Source organism: Brevundimonas sp. SS2672 (assembly GCF_059579685.1).
The window spans coordinates 2,144,467-2,161,245 of the sequence record NZ_CM184201.1; the positions used below are offsets into that span (position 1 = coordinate 2,144,467).

Here is a 16,779-nt window from a genome sequence, read left to right on the forward strand (position 1 = left end):
CCCGATGGGAGAGGGCTTGAGCCTCCAAGAGCCAGAGGCGATTGGCTAAGGCGAAAGGGTGAGGGTCGGCGGTCAGCCGTTCAGACGCCGCGCATGCAACCTCACCGCTTCGATCAGTAACTCCGGCGCTTCGTAGACCTGATCATTGGTCACACGGATCACGGTCCAGCCCAACGCCTCCAGCGCCTGTTGCCGTTCGAGATCGCGCACCGCCACATCATCCAGACGATGCACCCCGCCGTCGATCTCGATAATCAAACGCAACCGGTCGCAGGCGAAGTCCGCAAAATACGGCCCCACAGGATGCTGACGGCGGAACTTATGTCCGTCGACCTTTCCACCACGAAGAACCGCCCAGACACGCTCCTCCGCGCGTCCGGAAGACTGGCGCAACGCACGCGCACGGTCGGTTCGCAGAGTTGTCATATGAAGATGGTGCGATCGGCGAGGGATAACGGCAAGCCGGGAACCCTCACCCTTTCGCGCAAGAGCGACGGCTGCGCCGCCGCGCGCTCAAGCCCTCTCCCATCGGCAGAGGGTGTTAGGCCTTGGCGCCGTATCTCAGCCGACCCAGCACATCGGTGATCGCATTGATCGGCGCGTCGAAATCCTTGCCCGCCTTCCACTTCTCGAAGGCCATGACGTTTTCGATGCGGCGGGCGACGAAGGCTTCCGCCGCCTCGCGCCCGTCGAACCAGCGCATGGTCAGGGCGGGAATCAGGACGCCGCCGAGAATCGCCCGCTTGGAGTAGTGATTCTGGTCCGTCGCCGTGTCGCCCGCCCAGCGCCACAGATGGTCCGCCGTCTCCCACGCCAGCTTGAAGCCCAGGTCGACGTTGGTCGGCAGGCTGAGGAAGCCCGCGCAGCGCTTGGCCGCCTCGATGTCCTGCGCCCCCGCCTCCATCCGCGCCGAGACGGCGGCGGCGATTCGTTCGCGAATCTTCATCGTGGCGGCGGGCGTCGCCTCCAGCGCCTTCAGGGCGCGGGCGTCGTGACGACGCGACAGCAGGACCGCCAGATCGCGCGGGCCGTTGGGCAGCAGCAGTTCCTGGTCGCCCAGCGACAGGCCGCAGGCCTCGCACGCGGCGCGCGTCAGGCGCGCGTTCCAGCCCAGCGCGGGCGCGCGTTCAATGGCCGCATCCAGAACGGCCTGTTCTGTGCGGTGGGCCCAATCGCCTTTGGGAGCGGTCTCGGCTGTCTCGGTCATGGGCGGCACGATACGCCCATCCGGCGGGCGTTTCGAGCCATCACGATTGGGCGCGACGATCTGGACATGCCCCCCCGATCATGTATCAGCGCGCCTTCACTTGAGAGGCCCTCCTCTCGAGCGTGGTTTTGTTTTGTCTGCCCGTCTCCCTTGGAAAGGACGCGGCGGGCGGCCAAAGGAGAGAGACCCCTGGTTCAGATTTTTGTCCGCGACAACAATGTCGATCAGGCGCTGAAAGCCCTGAAGAAGAAGATGCAGCGCGAAGGCAGCTTCCGCGAAATGAAGCGTCACGTGCACTTTGAAAAGCCGTCGGAAAAGCGCGCTCGCCAGAAGGCTGAAGCCGTCCGTCGCGCCCGCAAGCTGGCCCGCAAGCGCGCCCAGCGCGAAGGCCTGCTGCCGGCTCCGAAGGGTCGCGGTCGCTAAGACCCGCTGACGCCTGAAAGATCAAAGGCCGCCCCGGATCGCCGGGGCGGCCTTTTTCTTTGTCTGTTGTCTCTACGCTCCCCGCAACCGCCGGGATGAGCGGGAGAGGGGCAAGACCTCCCTCCCCCGAACCTCACCGTCCGGTCACGGCGCCCATGAAGCTCTTCCAGCTCAGCTTCACGTCCGACAGGGCGCCCGCGCGGAAGGCGCGGCCCGCCGCCCAAATCATCAGGGCCGCGAACAGGAACATCCCGACCAGGCCGCCGATGATCTCGATCAGGGGCGGCCCGCTGGGCGCGCGCGCGGCCATGACGAAGGGGGTGAAGGGCGGGATCAGGCTGATGACCTTCACCACCATGGCGTCCGGGGTGCGGATGGCCATCTGCATGACCAGGATCGGCACGACCAGCACCATCATGATCGGCCCCATCAGGGTCTGGGCGTCACGCGGCGTGTCGCAGAAGGCGCCGATGGCGGCGAACAGCACCGCATACATCAGATAGCCGCCGACCAGGAACAGCAGGAAGTAGACGAACAGGCCGTCCGTCAGCAGCACCGAGCCGATATCCCGCGCCACGTCGGGCATCGTCGCGATCAGGCCGACGGCGCCGATGCCGCCCCAGGCGCCCAGAACGGCCAGCGTCAGCAAGGCCACGCCCAGCACCTTGCCCGCCAGAATCTCGGTCGCCGAGGCCGAGGACAGCAGCACCTCCAGGATCTTGTTCGATTTCTCCTCCATCACGCTGTTCAGCAGGATGGAGGCGCCGGTGATGATCAGCGACCACAGGATGAAGCCGACGGCCAGGCCGACGATGACCGGCAGCTTGTCACGGAACGACACCTCGCCCCCCGACGCCGCGCGCGGCGAGAAGACCGAGACCTCCGGCCGGAACGTCTCAGTCTCGGACACCACCGCCGGGTCGATGCCGCTGGCGACGAAGACGCGGCTGCGGTTGGCGGATTTCAGTGCGTCGCGGATAGCGTCCTCGACCACGTCGTCGGTGGCGCGGCCGGTCCAGACGCGGGCGCCGGGCTTGCCTTCAGCCTCGGTCAGGAAGACCACGGCGTTCAGCTTCTCGCCCTCGGGCGCGTCCTTGTCGACGTAGCGGCGGGCCAAGGCGTCGCGCGCCTCGCCCGGCGCGGCAGCCGTTAGGGCGGCGGGCGCCTCGACCAGTTCGAACGCGCGCTTGGGCGTCTTGAAGCTTGCCCCGGCGCGCGGCGCCTCCTTCTTCAGCGCCTCCAGTCCGGCGTCGAAACCGCCCTTCTCGGCGGCCTCGCGCACGCGGTCGCCGCCCGCCGTCCCGGCCTCGGGCACGGCGGCCATGCGCAGGGCGGCGATATCGGCGCGCCCGCGCTCGGTCTCCAGCGCCTGGCGCACGGCGGCCGCCAGACCGGACCCGGCCGGGGTTTCATCGATTATGACCGCCTCACGCACCGGCTCGGCGTGCTTCATCAGGACCGGAATGGCGCCGCCCAGGACGGCGAACAGCGGAAAGGCCAGCAGCGACAGCCAGAAGCCGACCGTCTTGGCGTAGGCTAGGAACTCGCGTCGCGCGATCAGAAGAATCCTGCTCATCGGGCGGCCTCCATCGTGTCAGCCTTGTCGACGGACTGGTCCTCATCCGGGTGGTCGCCGGTCAGGGCGATGAAGGCGTCATGCAGGGTCGGCTCCTTCATCTGGAAGCGCCGCACGTCCAGCCCGCCCAGGAAGGCGGCGCGCAGGGCGGATTGCGCCTCCGCCCCCGGCGTCAGGCCGACGCGCAGGGTGCTGACGGCTCCGTCCTCAGCCAGGGTCTCGATGCCGCTCACGCCCGGCAGGGCCGCGACCGCGTTGCGGTCCAGCGCCCCCTCAAGCTCCAGAAAGCGCGGCGAGGTGGCACGCGCCTCGTCCACCGTGCCCTCGAACGCCTTACGCCCACGCGCCAGCAGCACCACCTTGTCGCACAGGCGCTCGGCGTGCTGCATCACATGGGTCGAGAACAGCACCGTCGCCCCGCTCTCGGCCAGGGCGCGGATCATGGCCTCCAGCCCCTGCTGGTTCATCGGGTCCAGCCCCGAGAACGGCTCGTCCAGAATGACGAACTCCGGCTGATGCACCACCGAGGCGATCAACTGGACCTTCTGCGCCATCCCCTTGGACAGGTCCTTCATCTTCTTTCGGCTGGCCTCGCCCAGACCCATCTGCTCCAGCATCTCGCGGCCGCGACGGCGGCCTTCGGGCAGCGGCAGGCCCTTCAGGGCGCCGAAGAAGGCGATGGCGTCCACCGGCGTCATCTTCTTGTAGAGACCCCGCTCCTCGGGCAGGAAGCCGATCCGGTCGCGCACCTTGCGCCCGTCGTCCGCGCCCAGGATGTCGATGCGGCCGCTGGTGGCCGGCTGCAGGCCCAGGATCATCCGCAGGGTCGAGGTCTTGCCCGCCCCGTTCGGCCCCAGAAAGCCGCAGATCGAGCCCTTCTCGACCTGAAAGCTCAGGTCGGAGACCGCCTGGAAGCTTCCGTATCTCTTGCTGATTCCGTCCAGCGTCAGCGCCGCGACCATTCGGTCCCCCTGCGATAATCCAAGGATCGAATCTAACGGCAGGGCGCGCCTTGTGGAAAGGGTATTTTACATTACGGTTTGGTCATGATCTCGCATCGCCTGATGCGGTCAGGCCGGGGCCTTCACCCGGATGTCGAAGCTCTGGCCGACGATCTTGGCGGGGTCGACCTGGCCGCCGTTGCGGCGCACCTCGAAATGCAGGTGCGGGCCGGTCGAATAGCCGGTCGAACCGACCAGACCGATGCGCTCGCCCGCCGCCACCGCCTTGCCCGAGTGGACGTCGATGCGGCTGAGATGGCCGTACAGGCTGGTCATGCCGTTGGGGTGCTGCACCTCGATGAAGTTGCCGTAGCCGCCCGCCTGATAGCCCGCGCGCAACACCTTGCCCTCGGTCGTGGCGAAGACGCTGGTGCCGGTGGGGGCGGCGATGTCCACGCCCTTGTGCGCCCGCGCCTTGGCCTCAATCGCCAGCTTGCGCAGGCCGAAGGGCGAGTTGATGCGATAGCCCTTCAGCGGCGCCTCGAAGACGATCTTGCGGGTGACGGGACCGGCGGGCTCGGCCACCGCCTTCACCGGCGGGGCGATGGGGACCGAGACCTCTGCGACCTTTTCGGGCGCGGCGGAGATCATGCCGACGGGCGCAGCCGCCATGGCCAGGACCGCCAGGCCGGCCAAGGCGCCCGTCTGGCCGAAGCGGATCACATGCGGCCGCACGGCCGGGGGAACTAAACGCATACTCTAACGACTCATTCTGAGCGCTTCGTCAGCGCGGGAGAGCCGTCAGGAAGGCGCGCATACGCTCGCAGATGGCGAAAACAGGGTTCGCCGACGGCCGGACTTGACCGTCTTTTGCAATTTCACCGGGACATGAATGGGGCGCCCCGAGGGCGACACGGCGTCGCACCTCGGGAACCTTCGTTTCTCGGCCTACAGCGGCAGGCTGAGCTTCACCGCCGCCATATGGCTGTCGGCATGGTCGCCGAAGCGGCCCTTGTAGCCGATCGACACCTTCAGACGCTCCATGACCACGCCCTCGATCCCGGCGGCGGCCAGCACCTGCCCGCCGAACGGCAGGTCGACGTCGCGGGCCAGGACCTGGGCCGGATTGCCCAGGATGCCGGTGCGCACCGCGTCGCTGTCGTCGCTCAGGCTGTCGCGATAACCGCCCTCGGCATAGAAACGCACCCGCTCGGTCCCGCCCTCGGCGCGCAGGGCGATCTCGGCCGTCGTCGCCTGCACCGAGCGGTCGGCATAGGCGTATTGCGCCGCCGGCCCCTGCTCATGGAAGCCGTCCACGTCGGCGTTGATCCAGGCCACCGCCGCGCGAGGCGACAGGGCGAAGCCGCCCAGGTCGAACCACATCCCGCCTTGCAGCCGCGCGCCCGTGGAGACGCCGCGCGTCGAGCCGCTGTGGACGATCGGCGCCAGGCTGGTCAGGCGGTTGACGTCGTTGAAGTCGTCCTGCGCCACGCCCGCCGCCGCATTGACGAAGACGTCGCCCGAGCGCCAGCCGCCGTAGATGTCCAGCCCGAAGCTGTCGACGTCGGCGCGCAGGGCGCCCGCATCCACGTCGGCGTTGCGATAGGATCCGGCTAGGCCGAAGCGCAGGCTCTCCGTTCCCGACTCCAGGGCGATGCGCACGCCGTAGCCGTCGGAGGTCGCCTTGCCGATGGCGCCGCGCGCGTCCGTCTCGGTCTTGTCGGCCAGACCCTCGACCGAGATCGAAGTTCCACCGGTCCACGCCTCGCGCCCTGACAGGGCCGCGGTCGAGCCGTCCAGCGCGTCCTCGCGGTGACGCCAGGCGGTCTCGCCCAGCACCGCCGTCTGGCTGCCCAGATCGCCGTAGTAGAGGTAGTCATTGGCCAGTTGCGCGATCACCGCATGACCCTTGGCCGTCGGATGCACCCCGTCGAAGTAGAAGTAGTCGTCCGGGTTCGAGCACAGGCTGGCGCCGTCGAAGCAGGCCTGGGTCACGTTCGACACCCCGAAGGCGCTGGGATTGGCGGCCACCACGTCCCCTACCTTGAACAGATCCATCAGGATGATGTTGGCCCCCTGCTGGGCGGCCGCCGTCGCGGTCAGTCCGGTCAGAAGGGCGCCGTTGAAGGTGGTGACGGCGTAATCGGCCAGCGGCGCGGCCGGCGTACCTCGAAACTGGGGCGTGATGCTCAGCTTGGGCAGGTTGGTGACCAGCACCGTTCCCGCCCCGGCCTGGGCGATGCCGTTGACGATGAAGTTGATGTCCGCCGCCGCGCTCTGCGCCACCGGCGCGATGGCGGCCGTCGGATTGGCCGACGCCCCCGCCACAGGCAGCCCCTGGAAGATGTTGTTCGCCCCGCCCAGCACGCTGACCAGATCATTCGATCCGAAGGTCCCGCCGCGTTGCAGATACTGCCCCAGTTGCACGCGCATTCCCGGGGGCGAGGCCTGACTGTCCGTACGCGCCCCGCCGAAGGCGTAGTTGATGCTGCCTGTCACCGGCCCCATGAAGTTGGCGGCGTCGAAGCCCAGCCGCTCGGTGAACACCGGCCCGTTGGAGAATCGACCCGCGCCAAAGGGCGGCGAGGGCGGCGTCGACCCGCCCGTCGCCAGATAAAGGTTGCCGTTGTCCGACAGGCTGTCGCCGAACACCACCAGCCGATCATAGGTCTGGGCCGAGGCGGCCCCGGCGACAGACGCGGCGGCGAACGTCAGGGCGGCCAGCGCCGCACTGCGAAGAAGATGAGACATCGATTTCCCTCCCATCGACCGTCCGTATGCGGTCGTTATCCGCCACTCTGCGCCGCTTTTGTCAGGACGCAAAGATGACGTCAGGGAAGGTGATCGACGATCAGTGCAACCGCCGGAAGCGGATCGTACCCGGAAGCTGCTTCAGCGCAGTCAGCGCCTCGCGGTCATAATCGCGATCCACGTCGGTGATGACATAGCCCGTCCGCTCGTCCGTCTTCAGGTGCTGGCCCAGGATGTTCAGGCCCGCGTCCGACAGGGCGCGGTTCAGCTCGGCCAGCACGCCCGGCTGGTTGCGGTGGATGTGCAGCAGACGGTGCGCGCGCGTCACCTCGGCCAGTTGCACGTTCGGCAGGTTGACGCAGAAGGTGGTGTCGCCCCGGTTCAGATAGCCCAGCAGGCGCTCGGCCGCGAACTCGGCGATGGCTTCCTGCGCCTCTTCGGTCGAGCCGCCGATGTGCGGGGTCAGGATGGTCTTGTCCAGGCCGACCAGAGGGCTGTCGAACGGGTCGGCGTTGGTGCGCGGCTCCTCGGGGAAGACATCGACCGCCGCCCCGCCCAGACGGCCCGACTTCAGCGCCTCGGCCATGGCCTCCACGTCGACCACATGGCCGCGCGACAGGTTCAGGAACAGGGCGCCCGGCTTCATCCTGGCGAACTGGTCGGCGCCGATGATGGCGGTGTTCTCCTTGCGGCCGTCGACGTGCATCGTCACCACGTCGGCCTCGGCCAGCAGGGCGTCCAGCGAGCGCACCCGCCGCGCATTGCCCAGCGCCAAGCGTTCCGACAGGTCGTAGAACAGCACCCTCATGCCCAGGTTCTCGGCCAGCACCGACAGCTGGCTGCCGATGGCGCCGTAGCCGACGATGCCCAGCGTCTTGCCGCGCACTTCGCGCGATCCGGTCGCCGACTTGTTCCACTTGCCCTTGTGCATCTCGCGCGACTTGTCGGCCACGTCGCGCATCAGGACGATCATCATGCCGATGGCCAGTTCGACCACCGAGCGGGTGTTGGAATAGGGGGCGTTGAACACGGCCACGCCCTTGTCCGCCGCCGCGTCCAGATCAATCTGGTTAGTGCCGATGCAGAAGGCCGCCACGGCCATCAGCCGGTCCGCCGCGTCCAGCACCCTGCGGCTGACGTTGGTCTTGGAGCGAATGCCCAGAACGTGCACGCCCTTGATCGCCTCGATCAGGTCGTCCTCGTCCAGCGCGCCCTTCATCGTCTCGACGGAATAGCCCGCCTCCTCCAGCCGCTCGACGGCGGCGGGGTGGACGTTCTCCAGCAGCAGCATACGGATGCGGTTGCGCGGATAGGACCAGCGACCGGCCACGCCCTCGGCATACAGCACCTCATCCAGAGAAGAGGCGACGGCGTCGGCGGCGTCGACCACCTTGTCGCGACGGACGATCTCGGTGAAGGCGTAGAAGCGATCGGCCGCGCCCTGGAGCTTGACCTCGGCGTCGGTCCAGCCGTCGCCGACCATGACCACGGGGCCTTCAAGATTCAGAGCGCGAATGACTTCCGGCTTGCCGTTTTCGCGCGACAGGGGGTTGGCCACGTCGGCGCCCGTCACCCGGCCTTCGTCGTCATAGATCAGGTCGTTGGCCAGCACATGATCCACCGGCACGCCCAGCCGCTCGGCCAGGGGCGCGATCACTTCGCGGAAGCCGCCGGACAGGATGTAGATGCGCTCGGCGTGGCGCTGGAAGAAATCGACGTTGCGGCGGATGGAGACGGTCGCCTCGTCCAGAATCCGGTCGGTCAGGGCCTCGACGTGTTCGCGGCGCAGGGCCAGCAACTCCAGGCGCTGCTTCAGCGCCTCGCCGAAGCCGATGCGGCCGTTCATGGCGTCGTCGGTCAGGGCCGCGATCCGGGCCTTGCGCTCGGCGGCGTCAGGCGCATCCTTGAGCGCGAGGTCGGCCAGAGCCTCCAGCGTCTCGATGCGAACCAGGGTGGAATCGAAGTCGAAGATGAAGACGGGCGAGATCATGCGCGGCCTCTAGCCCCTCTTCGCATCCGCAGCAATAAAAAGGGGCGCTGCAGCGCCCCTTTCCGCACGATTTTTCCAGTTAAGCCCGGAAACAGGCTCAGCGGCCGCTGTTTCCAGCGCGACGACGGCTTTCCAGAGCCGCGGCCCCGATGGCGGCGGCGATGGTGGCCACGGCCAGAAGGGCGCCCCCTTCCTTGGCGTGATCGCGAGCGAAGTCTCCGGCGTCCTCGGCGCAGCGGCGCGCCTGCTTGGTGTAGCGGCGCATCGGACGGCGCGATTTCTTCCTGGCCCGGCGATACCATTGGTCGGCCCGATCGCGGGCGTCGGCGCCGAAACGTCCGGCCCGTTCATGAGCGTAGTCGCCAAGGTCGGCCGCGCGATGGGTCAGGTCGTCCGCCCCATGACGCACGCCGCGCGCAATGTCGTCAAAGCGGTGACGCAAGGCCTCGGCGTCGAACCAGCCGCGCGGGTCGATGCGCGTCTTGATCCGCTCATAGCGGGTCGGGCCGCTGCGCTGGTTCAGCAGGATCGTCGCCAGACCCACGCCCGCCAGGACGGCCACGACGCCCGCCGTGATTCCGGGGTGCTTGCGGACCTCGTCCACGACGCTGAACTCACGATCCATCATGTCAGACCTCTTGTAAGCGGATAGGGAAGGAAGCGGATTTTCAGCTAAGGGAGCGAGATTCAGCACAAAGAGTTCCCTTGTCCCGGTCAAGCCTGTCGAACCGCGCTCGCTCGTGGCGCGGGCGACACGCCCTCCCCTTACCAAGCGGCCTTCGCCTCCCTATGTTGCGCCGCTTCCGACAGTTTTCAGGATTTCACGCCGTGACCGATCACGCGCCCGACGCCCCCATCGACGCCCCGACGGACGACTTCGCCGCCGCCTTCCAGATCGAAGGCTGGCCGGTGCGCGGCCGCCTGGTCCGCCTGGGCGAGGCGGTCGACAAGATCCTGTCGGCCCACGCCTATCCCGAGCCGGTCGCCGCCCTGCTGGGCGAGGCCTGCGTCCTGGCCGCCATCGTCGGTTCGGCGCTGAAGTTCGACGGCCGCCTGATCGTCCAGGCCCAGGGCGACGGCCCGGTGCGCTATGTCGTCGCCGACTACGGCACGGACGGCCATCTGCGCGGCTTCTGCCGCTTCGACCCGGAAGAAGTGGCCAAGGCGTCGGAAGGCTTCGCCCGTCCGGGCGCCAAGACCCTGCTGGGCGGCGGCGTCTTCATCATGACGGTGGATCGCGGCGCCGACTTCGAGCGCACCCAGGGCGTGACCCCCATCGAGGGCGAGAGCCTGTCGCTGTGCGCCGAACACTACTTCTCCCAGTCCGAACAGGTGCCGACCAAGGTGCGCCTGGCCGTCGGCGAGGTCGAAACCGACGCGGGCCGCGCCTGGCGCGCGGGCGGGGCGATGATCCAGGTCATCGCCGGCGACGAGTCGCGCGGCTCGACCGAGGAGGTGTGGGAGCGCACCCGCGCCCTGTTCGCCACCCTGGGCGACGACGAGCTGATCGACCCGACCATCAGCGCCGAGACCCTGCTGTATCGCCTGTTCCACGAGGACGGCGTGCGGCTGGAAGGCGCCAAGGCCCTGGCCGCCGTCTGCCGCTGCTCGAAGGACCGCATCGCCACCGTGCTGCAGTCCTTCCCGGCCGAGGAGCGCGCCGAGATGGTCGAGGACGACGGCAAGATCCGCGTGACGTGCGAATACTGTTCGACCGCCTATGAGATCGACCCGGCCGAGCTGGAGACGACCGAGGCCTGATCCCTCAGATCAGCATGAAGACGGCGTTGCCGTAGTTGTGCAACAGGACCGGCAGCAGCACGCTGCCGGTCTTTTCGCGCAACCACGCCAGCAACAGGCCCGCCAGCCCCGTCGTCGCCATCGGCGTCCAGTCGAAGGTGAAGCCGCCGTCCTGATAGCCCAGGGCGTGGGCCAGGCCGAACGCCAGCGCGGTCAGCACCGCGCCCCAGCCCATCGGCGCGCCCAGCACGCGGACCGGCCGCCCGAACGCCTCGTTCAACATCAGCAGCAGCACGCCACGATAGAAGATCTCCTCGTCCAGCCCCGGCATGGTCAGTTGGAAGGTCAGGCTGTCGGCGTCGAACCCTTCGCCCGGCGCCCAGATCGCCAGGCCGAGGAACAGCAGGACCAGAAGACCCGACAGGATCAGCGCCCCCTTCAGCCCCTGCCGGTCCTGATGCAGGGTCAGCCCGCTGCGCCGCCATCCGACGATGGGCAGGCTGGCGACGGCAAGGGACAGCAGCACGGCCAGCGTCTTGCCCTCCCAGTTCCAGCGCGAGGGCCCGAAATCCAGCGGGATGTGGCCATAGCCGCGGGTCAGCACGGCGTCATAGACGGCCATCAGCAGCAGAGCCGCCGCCAGCCAGCCCCAGCGCACCTTGCCGCGCGACAGGACGGCGGCCGCCCCGCCCGCCAGCGCGACCGCCCCGACCCAGCCCGACATGGCGATAATGGCGTCCGGCATGACTTCCCTCCCCCGATGCGACGTCGTCGTTCAGAGGCGGCCGGAGGGGTTTGCGGATGCAGATGAAGAAAAGTTAAGCTTCCCTGCTCACCGCCCCCATACAGGCCGTCATCCTCGGGCTTGACTCGAGGATCCAGGGCGAGGGCGCGCTAACCCGTTCAACGCCGTGCAGGCGGACGGCTGGGTCCTCGGGTCAAGCCCGAGGATGACGGCGGGGAGTGGGACGCCGTGGAGCGTCGTAGAGCGCCGTAGCCCACGCCGCAGGGGTCATCGGCTCAGTTATTCAGGTCCAGCGAATAACCTGCCGAGCGCACGGTGCGGATCGGGTTGACCGTGCCTTCGACGTTCAACGCCTTGCGCAGGCGGCCGACGTGGACGTCCACGGTGCGGGCCTCGACATAGACGTCCGAGCCCCAGACCGCGTCCAGAAGCTGCTCACGGCTGAACACCCGGCCTGGATGCTTCAGGAAGTGGTCCAGCAGGCGGAACTCGGTCGGGCCCAGGTGCACCTCCTTGCCCGCGCGGCTGACGCGGTGGGCGACGCGGTCCATGATGATGTCGGCGTGGTTGACCCGGTCGTCGGCTAGACCCGGGCGGATGCGGCGCAGCACGGCGCGGATGCGCGCGGTCAGCTCCGTCATCGAGAAGGGCTTGGTCATGTAGTCGTCGGCGCCGGTGTCCAGGCCGCGCACGCGGTCCGTCTCCTCGCCGCGCGCGGTCAGCATGATGATCGGCAGATTGCGCGTCTCGGCCCGACCGCGGATGCGGCGGCAGACCTCGATGCCCGACAGCTTGGGCAGCATCCAGTCCAGCAGGATCAGGTCGGGCGTGCGCTCGTCGACCTGCAGCATCCCTTCCTCGCCGTCAGAGGCGACGGCCACGTCATAGCCTTCCTTCTCCAGATTATACTGAAGCAGGGTGGCCAGGGCGTCCTCGTCTTCCATCACCAGGATATAGGGTTGCACGTCAGCCTCTCCGGTCCGTCGAAGTCGTCAGCGATGTAAGGGGTGTCAGTCGTCCGCCGCGTCGGGCGACGCAGACAGATGGGGGGTCGGCGTCGGCTCTTCGCCGGGACCGGGCACGGCCTTCGGCCGCTCGCCCAGCATTTCCTCGCCGGTGATCTCATAATGGACCGTCTCGGCGATATTGGTCGCGTGGTCGCCGATCCGCTCCAGGTTCTTGGCCATGAACAGCAGGTGGGTGCAGGCCGTGATCGTGCGCGGGTCGCCCATCATATAGGTGAGCAGTTCGCGGAACAGGGCGTTGTAGTGCTCGTCCACCTCGTCGTCGGTCTGCCAGACCGACAGGGCGCGCTCGATCTCCGAGGCCGTATAGGCGTCCAGCACGTCGCGCAGGCGGTTCGACACCAGCCGCCCCATCCGCTCGATCGAGCGGGTCAGCGGCTGCATCGGCTCGGCCTCAGCCAGGATCAGCGCCCGCTTGGCGATGTTCTTGGCCAGGTCGCCGGTCCGTTCCAGGTCCGAGGCCAGCTTCATGGCCCCCAGCGTCCGGCGCAGGTCGCTGGCGACCGGCTGGCGCAGGGCGATCAGGCGGATCGCCTTTTTCTCGATGTCGCGATGCAGGGCGTCCAGGCGGTTGTCGCGCTCGACCACCGCCTTGGCCAGAGCCACATCGCGGCGGGCGACGGATTCGATGGCGTCCGCCACCTGGGCCTCGGCCAGGCCGCCCATGCGGACCACCTCGGCCGTCAACTGGTTCAGTTCGTCGCCGTAAGCCTTGACCGTATGCTGGTTCATCGTCGCGTCCTCAGCCGAAGCGGCCGGTGATGTAGTCGAGGGTGCGCCGTTCGCGCGGATTGGTGAAGATCTCTTCGGTGTCGCCGGTCTCGACCAGCTTGCCCATGTGGAAGAAGGCCGTGCGCTGCGACACGCGGGCCGCCTGGGCCATCGAGTGGGTGACGATGACGATGCAGTAGCGCTCGCGCAGTTCGTCGATCAGTTCTTCGATCTTGGCCGTGGCGATCGGGTCCAGCGCCGAGCAGGGCTCGTCCATCAGGATGACTTCCGGCTCGACCGCGATGGCGCGGGCGATGACCAGACGCTGTTGCTGGCCGCCCGACAGGCCGGTGCCCGGCGAGTGCAGGCGGTCGGCGACCTCGTCCCACAGACCGGCGCGCTTCAGCGACTTCTGGACGATCTCGTCCATCTCGCCCTTGGTCGAGGCCAGGCCGTGGATCTTGGGCCCATAGGCCACGTTCTCATAGATGGACTTGGGGAAGGGGTTCGGCTTCTGGAACACCATGCCGACCTGGGCGCGCAGCAGCACCGGGTCGATCTTGCGATCGTTGATGTCCTCGCCGTCCATCTCGATCCGGCCCGTCACGCGGGTGCCGGGGATGGTGTCGTTCATGCGGTTCATCGTCCGCAGGAAGGTCGACTTGCCGCAGCCCGACGGGCCGATCAGCGCCGTCACCGTCTTGTCCGGAATCTCCAGCGAGACGTCGAACAGGGCCTGCTTCTCGCCGTAGAAGACGCTGACGTCGCGCGCGGCGATCTTGATCGGACCCAGCGGCGCCGAGGCGTGGGCGCCGACGGCCGGGGCGGTCGACAGGGTGGCGGCCTCGGAGGCGCCGCCGGTCGACGAGCCTTCGGGAGCGCGGAAGATGCGGGACTTCATAAGATTTACCACCGGCGTTCGAAGCGACGGCGCAGCAGGACTGCGGCGGCGTTCATGACGATCATGAAGGCGAGAAGGACAAGAATGGCGGCCGCCGTCCGCTCGTGGAAGGCGCGCTCGGACGCGTTCTCCCAGATATAGATCAGCGACGGCAGGGCGCCGACGGGTTCGTCGATCGCGTGCGGGACGCCCGGCACGAAGCTGATCATGCCGATCAGCAGCAGCGGGGCCGTCTCGCCAAGCGCGTGAGCCATGGAGATGATGGCGCCGGTCATCACGCCGGGCATGGCCAGCGGCAGGACGTGGCCGAACACCGTCTGGGTGCGGCTGGCGCCCATGGCCAGGGCCGCCTCGCGGATTGACGGCGGCACCGCCTTCAACGACGAACGGGTGGCGATGATGATGGTCGGCAGGGCCATCAGCGCCAGCACCAGGCCCCCGACCAGCGGACTGGCGCGCGGCAGGTGCATGAAGTTGATGAACAGCGCCAAGCCCAGAAGGCCGTAGACGATGGACGGCACGGCGGCCAGGTTGTTGATGTTGACCTCGATGATCGCCGTGATGCGGTTGCGCGGGGAGTATTCCTCCAGCCACACGGCGGCGCCGACGCCGACCGGAATGGCGATCAGGGCCGTCACCATCAGCATCAGGGCCGAACCGACCACGGCGCCCAGCAGGCCCGCCAGTTCCGGCTGGGTCGAGTCGCCCTTGGTGAACAGGGCCGAGTTGAAGTGGGCCCGCACCGCGCCCGAGGCCTTCATCCGGTCCAGCCAGTCCATCTGCGCATCGGAGACGCGGCGCTGGTCCTCGGGTTGATCGCGGGTGATCTTGCCCTTCAGATACATCTCGGCGTCATCCGACAGCGGCGCGGCGACCGGCACGGTCTGGCCCAGCAGGCTGGGCTGGCGCGCGATCATCTTGGCGGCCTGGAACTTCAGCTCCGAGGACAGCAGGGCCTTCATGGCCGAGGCCTTGCTCCCCTGCTCATCATCCTGGACGCCCAGGCGGCGGATTTGCTGTTCGGCGACGATCTGCTCGAAATTGGCGCCCTGCGGATAGGAACGGTCGATCCGCGCCGGGTCCATATAGACCGGCAGGGTCACGGTATGGGCGTAGAAGGCGGTGTAGCCCTGGGTGATGATGCTGCCGAGCAGGATCACCAGGAAGGCCAGGGCCACGCCGATGGCCGCGCGGCCGTACCAGCGGAAGCGGGTCTCGCGCGCATAGCGGGCGCGCAGGCGGGCCTTCAGACGCTGGGTGCGCGGGCTGACGCCGGTCGAGGGAGAGGCGGCGTCAGTCATACTGTTCCCGATAGGCTTGCACGATGCGCATGGCGACGATGTTGAGCAGCAGGGTGACGACGAACAACGTCAGGCCCAGGCCGAAGGCGGCCAGGGTCTTGGGGCTGTTGAACTCCTGGTCGCCGGTCAGCAGAGTGACGATCTGGACGGTGACGGTCGTGACCGTCTCCAGCGGGTTCAGGGTCAGCTTGGCGGCCAGGCCGGCCGCCATGGTCACGATCATGGTCTCCCCGATGGCGCGCGACACGGCCAGCAGCAGCGCCCCGGCGACGCCCGGCAGAGCGGCCGGCAGCAGCACCTTCTTGATCGTCTCGGACTTGGTGGCGCCCATGGCGTAGGAGCCGTCGCGCAGCGATTGCGGCACGGCGTTCAGAATGTCGTCCGACAGGGAGCTGACGAAGGGGATCAGCATGATCCCCATGACCGCGCCCGCCACCAGGGCCATCTGATTCTGCACCAGGGACAGGTAAATCCCCAGGCCGTTCAGCGGCCCGCCGATCAGCATGTCGCCGATGCCGTTGAAGAAGACGCGCAGCGCCGGCCCCACCGTCAGGGCGGCGAAGAAGCCGTAGACCACGGTCGGCACCCCGGCCAGGACCTCCAGCGCCGGCTTGACCATGGCGCGGGTCTTCTTGCCCGAATACTCCGACAGATAGACGGCCGAGAACAGGCCGATGGGCGCCGCCACCGCCATGGCGATGGCCATGATCAGGAAGGTGCCCGCGAACAGGGGCACGGCCCCGAAGGCGCCCGACGACCCGACCTGGTCGGCGCGGATGGCGATCTGCGGGCTCCACTTGGTGCCGAACAGGAACTCGGTGATCGGCACCATGCTGAAGAAGCGCAAGGAGTCGATCACCAGGGAGAAGATGATGCCGAGCGTGGTCAGCACCGCCACCGCTGAACAGGCGAACAGCACGCCGGTGATCCAACCCTCGACCTTGTTGCGCGCGCGCAGGTCGGGACGGATGCGGGTGAAGACGAACAGGCCGCCCAGCACGGCGGCGATCAGGGCGGCGACGCCCCCGCCCCAGTTCAGGGTCGAGGCGATGCGGTGAGCGCGGCGGCCCTCGGCCGGCAGTTCCTCGGCGTAGGGGGCGGGCCAGATCTGACGCGCCTCCTGCCCCGCCCCGACCAGGCGGGCGTCGGCGAAGAAGGCCTCGCGGCGGAACGGCTCCAGCTGGGCGACGCTGTCAGGCGCCCCCGCCCGCATCATCTGCTGCTCGATCGAAGTCGAGAAGACCGAGGCGGCGATCAGCATGGCCAGGGCCGGCGCTCCGACCCAGATGAGGGCGTAGAGCCCGTGTTGGCCGGGACGCGAATGCGACTTCGCGCCTCGGCTCCGACGAACGGCCAAGGCCCGCCCGGCCACATAGGCCAGGACGGCGAAGGCGATCAGCAGCAGCAGGAAAATCCAGATCATCCGGTCCGATCAGCGCAGGAATCAGCAACGCGCCAGGCTCGGTGC

General features: G+C 68.1%; 16 protein-coding genes. 2 read left to right on the plus strand and 14 right to left on the minus strand.

Going from position 1 to position 16,779, the window contains the following annotated elements; all coding sequences use genetic code 11:
* Positions 1-72 precede the first annotated feature (72 nt).
* Complete coding sequence (locus AC52GN_RS10690) at positions 73-426, minus strand: endonuclease domain-containing protein (protein WP_496527026.1); 354 nt, start codon at positions 424-426, stop codon at positions 73-75.
* 115 nt (positions 427-541) lie between these two features.
* The gene (locus tag AC52GN_RS10695) at positions 542-1,207 is read right to left on the minus strand and encodes a COQ9 family protein (RefSeq protein ID WP_496527027.1); all 666 of its coding nucleotides are present in this window, start codon (positions 1,205-1,207) and stop codon (positions 542-544) included.
* A 189-nt stretch (positions 1,208-1,396) separates the two neighbouring features.
* Here AC52GN_RS10695 and rpsU point away from each other — a divergent pair, with 189 nt between their 5' ends.
* Entirely contained in the window at positions 1,397-1,630 is a 234-nt protein-coding gene (rpsU, locus tag AC52GN_RS10700) for a 30S ribosomal protein S21 (RefSeq protein WP_087139870.1), read from the plus strand.
* Between the two features lie 133 nt (positions 1,631-1,763).
* Here the strand turns inward: rpsU and AC52GN_RS10705 are convergent, their stop codons facing one another.
* From AC52GN_RS10705 to AC52GN_RS10730, 6 genes are all read right to left on the minus strand, one after another.
* On the minus strand, positions 1,764-3,206 hold the full coding sequence (locus AC52GN_RS10705; protein ID WP_496527028.1) for an ABC transporter permease: 1,443 nt from the start codon (positions 3,204-3,206) through the stop codon (positions 1,764-1,766).
* Positions 3,203-4,168 carry an ABC transporter ATP-binding protein gene (locus tag AC52GN_RS10710; RefSeq protein WP_496527029.1) on the minus strand — a complete coding sequence of 322 codons (966 nt, stop codon included), beginning with the start codon at positions 4,166-4,168 and terminating at the stop codon, positions 3,203-3,205. Before AC52GN_RS10710 ends, AC52GN_RS10705 begins: the two co-directional genes overlap by 4 nt.
* Before the next feature lie 108 nt (positions 4,169-4,276).
* Complete coding sequence (locus AC52GN_RS10715; protein ID WP_346521016.1) at positions 4,277-4,903, minus strand: M23 family metallopeptidase; 627 nt, start codon at positions 4,901-4,903, stop codon at positions 4,277-4,279.
* A gap of 192 nt (positions 4,904-5,095) precedes the next feature.
* Positions 5,096-6,898, minus strand: a complete 1,803-nt coding sequence (locus AC52GN_RS10720; RefSeq protein ID WP_496527030.1) for an autotransporter domain-containing protein — start codon at positions 6,896-6,898, stop codon at positions 5,096-5,098.
* A gap of 100 nt (positions 6,899-6,998) precedes the next feature.
* The gene (serA, locus tag AC52GN_RS10725) at positions 6,999-8,888 is read right to left on the minus strand and encodes a phosphoglycerate dehydrogenase (protein WP_496527031.1); all 1,890 of its coding nucleotides are present in this window, start codon (positions 8,886-8,888) and stop codon (positions 6,999-7,001) included.
* Between the two features lie 97 nt (positions 8,889-8,985).
* The gene (locus AC52GN_RS10730) at positions 8,986-9,516 is read right to left on the minus strand and encodes a hypothetical protein (protein WP_496527032.1); all 531 of its coding nucleotides are present in this window, start codon (positions 9,514-9,516) and stop codon (positions 8,986-8,988) included.
* A gap of 200 nt (positions 9,517-9,716) precedes the next feature.
* Here AC52GN_RS10730 and AC52GN_RS10735 point away from each other — a divergent pair, with 200 nt between their 5' ends.
* Positions 9,717-10,649 (plus strand): Hsp33 family molecular chaperone, encoded by a 933-nt coding sequence (locus AC52GN_RS10735; protein ID WP_496527033.1) that lies wholly within the window; start codon positions 9,717-9,719, stop codon positions 10,647-10,649.
* A 4-nt stretch (positions 10,650-10,653) separates the two neighbouring features.
* Here the strand turns inward: AC52GN_RS10735 and AC52GN_RS10740 are convergent, their stop codons facing one another.
* From AC52GN_RS10740 to pstC, 6 genes are all read right to left on the minus strand, one after another.
* Positions 10,654-11,373 (minus strand): CPBP family intramembrane glutamic endopeptidase, BDIM_20840 family, encoded by a 720-nt coding sequence (locus AC52GN_RS10740; RefSeq protein WP_496527034.1) that lies wholly within the window; start codon positions 11,371-11,373, stop codon positions 10,654-10,656.
* Between the two features lie 275 nt (positions 11,374-11,648).
* The gene (gene phoB / locus AC52GN_RS10745; RefSeq protein WP_291776656.1) at positions 11,649-12,338 is read right to left on the minus strand and encodes a phosphate regulon transcriptional regulator PhoB; all 690 of its coding nucleotides are present in this window, start codon (positions 12,336-12,338) and stop codon (positions 11,649-11,651) included.
* Positions 12,339-12,383: 45 nt separating this feature from the next.
* Positions 12,384-13,130, minus strand: coding sequence for a phosphate signaling complex protein PhoU (gene phoU / locus AC52GN_RS10750; RefSeq protein ID WP_003168860.1), 747 nt, complete (start codon positions 13,128-13,130; stop codon positions 12,384-12,386).
* A gap of 10 nt (positions 13,131-13,140) precedes the next feature.
* Positions 13,141-14,010 carry a phosphate ABC transporter ATP-binding protein PstB gene (gene pstB / locus AC52GN_RS10755; RefSeq protein WP_291776659.1) on the minus strand — a complete coding sequence of 290 codons (870 nt, stop codon included), beginning with the start codon at positions 14,008-14,010 and terminating at the stop codon, positions 13,141-13,143.
* A 5-nt stretch (positions 14,011-14,015) separates the two neighbouring features.
* Positions 14,016-15,311: a phosphate ABC transporter permease PstA gene (gene pstA / locus AC52GN_RS10760; RefSeq protein WP_496527035.1), complete on the minus strand. Its 1,296-nt coding sequence runs from the start codon at positions 15,309-15,311 to the stop codon at positions 14,016-14,018.
* Positions 15,304-16,734 carry a phosphate ABC transporter permease subunit PstC gene (pstC, locus tag AC52GN_RS10765; RefSeq protein WP_346487353.1) on the minus strand — a complete coding sequence of 477 codons (1,431 nt, stop codon included), beginning with the start codon at positions 16,732-16,734 and terminating at the stop codon, positions 15,304-15,306. The genes pstA and pstC overlap by 8 nt, the downstream gene beginning before the upstream one ends.
* Positions 16,735-16,779 lie beyond the last annotated feature (45 nt).

Excerpts from the sequence above, each read along its gene's own strand:
- AC52GN_RS10690 (WP_496527026.1), bottom strand. The coding sequence starts at position 426 with ATGACAACTCTGCGAACCGACCGTGCGCGTGCGTTGCGCCAGTCTTCC.
- AC52GN_RS10695 (WP_496527027.1), bottom strand. The coding sequence starts at position 1,207 with ATGACCGAGACAGCCGAGACCGCTCCCAAAGGCGATTGGGCCCACCGC.
- AC52GN_RS10705 (WP_496527028.1), bottom strand. The coding sequence starts at position 3,206 with ATGAGCAGGATTCTTCTGATCGCGCGACGCGAGTTCCTAGCCTACGCC.
- AC52GN_RS10710 (WP_496527029.1), bottom strand. The coding sequence starts at position 4,168 with ATGGTCGCGGCGCTGACGCTGGACGGAATCAGCAAGAGATACGGAAGC.
- AC52GN_RS10715 (WP_346521016.1), bottom strand. The coding sequence starts at position 4,903 with ATGCGTTTAGTTCCCCCGGCCGTGCGGCCGCATGTGATCCGCTTCGGC.
- AC52GN_RS10720 (WP_496527030.1), bottom strand. The coding sequence starts at position 6,898 with ATGTCTCATCTTCTTCGCAGTGCGGCGCTGGCCGCCCTGACGTTCGCC.
- serA (WP_496527031.1), bottom strand. The coding sequence starts at position 8,888 with ATGATCTCGCCCGTCTTCATCTTCGACTTCGATTCCACCCTGGTTCGC.
- AC52GN_RS10730 (WP_496527032.1), bottom strand. The coding sequence starts at position 9,516 with ATGATGGATCGTGAGTTCAGCGTCGTGGACGAGGTCCGCAAGCACCCC.
- AC52GN_RS10740 (WP_496527034.1), bottom strand. The coding sequence starts at position 11,373 with ATGCCGGACGCCATTATCGCCATGTCGGGCTGGGTCGGGGCGGTCGCG.
- phoU (WP_003168860.1), bottom strand. The coding sequence starts at position 13,130 with ATGAACCAGCATACGGTCAAGGCTTACGGCGACGAACTGAACCAGTTG.
- pstB (WP_291776659.1), bottom strand. The coding sequence starts at position 14,010 with ATGAAGTCCCGCATCTTCCGCGCTCCCGAAGGCTCGTCGACCGGCGGC.
- pstA (WP_496527035.1), bottom strand. The coding sequence starts at position 15,311 with ATGACTGACGCCGCCTCTCCCTCGACCGGCGTCAGCCCGCGCACCCAG.
- pstC (WP_346487353.1), bottom strand. The coding sequence starts at position 16,734 with ATGATCTGGATTTTCCTGCTGCTGCTGATCGCCTTCGCCGTCCTGGCC.